Genomic DNA, 2991 nt, shown 5'->3' on the forward strand with positions numbered 1-2991 from the left:
GTCGCCGCCGAACTCGCCCGGCTTGGCCAGGCCCAGCAGCGCGTTGAGGTTCGCGCCGTCGACGTAGACCTGGCCGCCCGCGTCGTGGACGATCTTGGCCAGCTCGTCGATGCCGTTCTCGTACACGCCGTGCGTGGACGGGTAGGTCACCATGATCGCGGACAGCGTGTCGCGGTTGGCGTCGACCTTGGCGCGCAGGTCCTCGAGGTCGACGTTGCCCTCGGCGGTGCACTTGACCACGACGACGCGCATCCCGGCCATCACCGCGGAGGCGGCGTTCGTGCCGTGCGCGGACGACGGGATCAGGCAGACCTCGCGCTCCTTCTGCCCGTTCGCGTGGTGGTACGCGCGGATCGCGAGCAGACCGGCGAGCTCGCCCTGGCTGCCCGCGTTCGGCTGCAGCGACACCTTGTCGTAGCCGGTGACCTCGGCGAGCCAGCTCGACAGCTGCTCGACCAGCACGTGGTAGCCCTCGGCCTGGTCGGCGGGGGCGAACGGGTGGATACCCGCGAACTCGCGCCAGCTGATCGGCTCCATCTCGGTGGTGGCGTTGAGCTTCATCGTGCAGGAGCCGAGCGGGATCATGCCGCGGTCGAGCGCGTAGTCCAGGTCGGAGAGGCTCCGCAGGTAGCGCAGCATCGCGGTCTCGGAGCGGTGCGAGTGGAAGACCTCGTGGGTGAGGTACTCGCTCTCGCGGTTCAGGCCGGTGGGCAGCGCGGCGGCCTGTCCGGCTTCGGCGTCGATCCCGAAGGCACGCAGCACCTTGGCGATGATCGCGGGCGTGGTCACCTCGTCGACCGCGATGCGGACGTGGTCGGCGTCGACCGGGCCGAGGTTGATCCCGTTCTCGCGCGCGACCGCGACGACCGCTTCGGCCTGGCCGGGCATGCGGGCGAGGACGGTGTCGAAGAAGCCCTCGTGCACGACCTCGACGCCGCCAGCGCGCAGCGCCCCGGCCAGTCCGGCGGCGAGCTCGTGGACGCGGGTCGCGATGCGCTCGAGGCCGTCCGGACCGTGATAGACCGCGTACATCGCGGCGAGCACGGCGGGCAGGACCTGCGCGGTGCAGATGTTGGAGGTCGCCTTCTCGCGACGGATGTGCTGCTCGCGGGTCTGGAGGGCGAGGCGGTACGCGGGGTTGCCGTCGGCGTCGACGGAGACTCCGACGAGGCGGCCCGGCAGCGAGCGCTCGAGCCCGGCGCGGACGGCCATGAACCCGGCGTGCGGTCCGCCGTAACCGAGCGGGACGCCGAAGCGCTGGGTCGACCCGGCGGCGATGTCGGCGCCGAACTCACCCGGCGCGGTGATCAGCGTGAGGGCGAGCAGGTCGGCGGCGACGGTGTACAGCGCGCCGGCGGCCTTCGCGGTCTCGGAGATGGCGGAGTAGAAGCCCGCGCCGCGCAGCACGCCGGAAGCGCCCGGGTACTGGACGACGACGCCGAAGAACTCCTCCGGCAGGCCGGTGAGCAGGTCGCGGACCTCGACCTCGACGCCCATGGCCTCGGCGCGGGTGCGGACGACGGCGATGGTCTGCGGCAGGCACTCGGCGTCGAGGACGACCTTGTTCGACTTCGCCTTCGACGCGCGGCGCATCAGCATGACGGCCTCGGCGACCGCGGTCGACTCGTCGAGCAGGGAGGCGTTCGCGGTGGCGAGACCGGCCAGCTCGGAGACCATGGTCTGGAAGTTGAGGAGGGCTTCGAGACGGCCCTGCGAGATCTCCGGCTGATACGGCGTGTACGCCGTGTACCAGGCCGGGTTCTCCAGCACGTTGCGGCGGATGACCGCCGGGGTGACCGTGTCGTGGAAGCCGAGGCCGATCATCTGCGTCATCGGCTTGTTGAGCGCGGCGAGCGCGCGGAGTTCCGCGATGGCGTCCTCTTCGGACGCGGCGGGCGGGAGTTCGAGGTCACGGGTGACGCGGATCGCGGACGGCACCGCGGCCTGCACCAGGGCGTCGAGACTGCCGTAGCCGACCTCGGCGAGCATCTTGGCCTGCTCGGACTCCGAGGGGCCGATGTGCCGGTCGTCGAAGGACGTACTGGTCAAGGGAGCTCCTTGGGTCAGGCGCCGGATAGACCGGTGCGCCGGGAACTCCCCCTCTGTCATGGCACCTGAGAGTTTCACCACCGGTCGAAGGGTGGCTTTCACCTTGGGTGAGGCGCACTTGCGCGCCTGCTTTCCAGAGTGGCCTCGCGGAAGCGGTAGTGGGTACCTGAGAGATTCCGGGGAGTTTGCTCCTTCGGTGCCCCACCACGTTCGTGGGGGCTCTCCCGCTCCAGCTCGACGGCCCGATCTGCAGTTGTGCGCACACCGTACCTGGCGTGTTCAGCGCCCGTCCACTCATGGCAGGGCACGTCACTTGACCCGTTCGCCCGGACACGCGTGGTCGCCGCCGGAACCCGCGTGATCAGAGGCGGGACTCGCGTGACGGGAGCCGGAACTCGTGAGTCACGGCTCCCATCACGCGAGTCACGGGCCTGATCACGCGAGTTACGCGTTCTCCATCATCATCTCGGCGGTGATGGTGCCGCAGAGCTCGGCGCAGCGCATCATCATGTCGGCGGCCTCGGCCAGTTCGGGGTCGCCGGTCCTGGCGCACTCCTGGGCGCACATGCGCATCATCTGGGAGGCCAGGCCGCACGTCTTCGCGCACATGCGCATCATCTCGAGGTCGGCGATCATGGCCGAGCAGCGCATCATCATGTCGGCGCTCATGCGGGACATGTCGCCGCAGGTCACCATCATCATCCCGAGTTTGGCGCCGCCGACCTCCATGCAGCGCGTCATCATCTCCTCGCACCTGACGTGGCACTCGTTGCACAGGTCGATGCAGTCGCGCATGGCGGTGCTCATCTGCCGGGTCATTCTCGGGGCCTCCTCGGTGGTCCTGGATGCTTCGCGCTCTCAGGACTACAGCGCAGGTCAGCGGGCCGCCATCCCGGCCACCGGGACGAGTGACGGCGACGAAAGTACATGAAGGCCCCCTTC

The 2991-nt window shown here is 69.6% G+C and carries 2 protein-coding genes and 1 riboswitch; both genes read right to left on the reverse strand.

The features are described from left to right. The coding region (gene gcvP, locus B0293_RS41540; protein ID WP_245820145.1) for an aminomethyl-transferring glycine dehydrogenase at positions 1-2049 on the reverse strand (2049 nt) is incomplete at its 3' end. Positions 2050-2092: 43 nt separating this feature from the next. Next, a riboswitch (glycine riboswitch) is annotated at positions 2093-2196 on the reverse strand. A 297-nt stretch (positions 2197-2493) separates the two neighbouring features. After that, complete coding sequence (locus tag B0293_RS41545) at positions 2494-2868, reverse strand: hypothetical protein (RefSeq protein WP_005160450.1); 375 nt, start codon at positions 2866-2868, stop codon at positions 2494-2496. Positions 2869-2991 lie beyond the last annotated feature (123 nt).

Source organism: Amycolatopsis azurea DSM 43854 (assembly GCF_001995215.1).
GTDB lineage: Bacteria > Actinomycetota > Actinomycetes > Mycobacteriales > Pseudonocardiaceae > Amycolatopsis > Amycolatopsis azurea.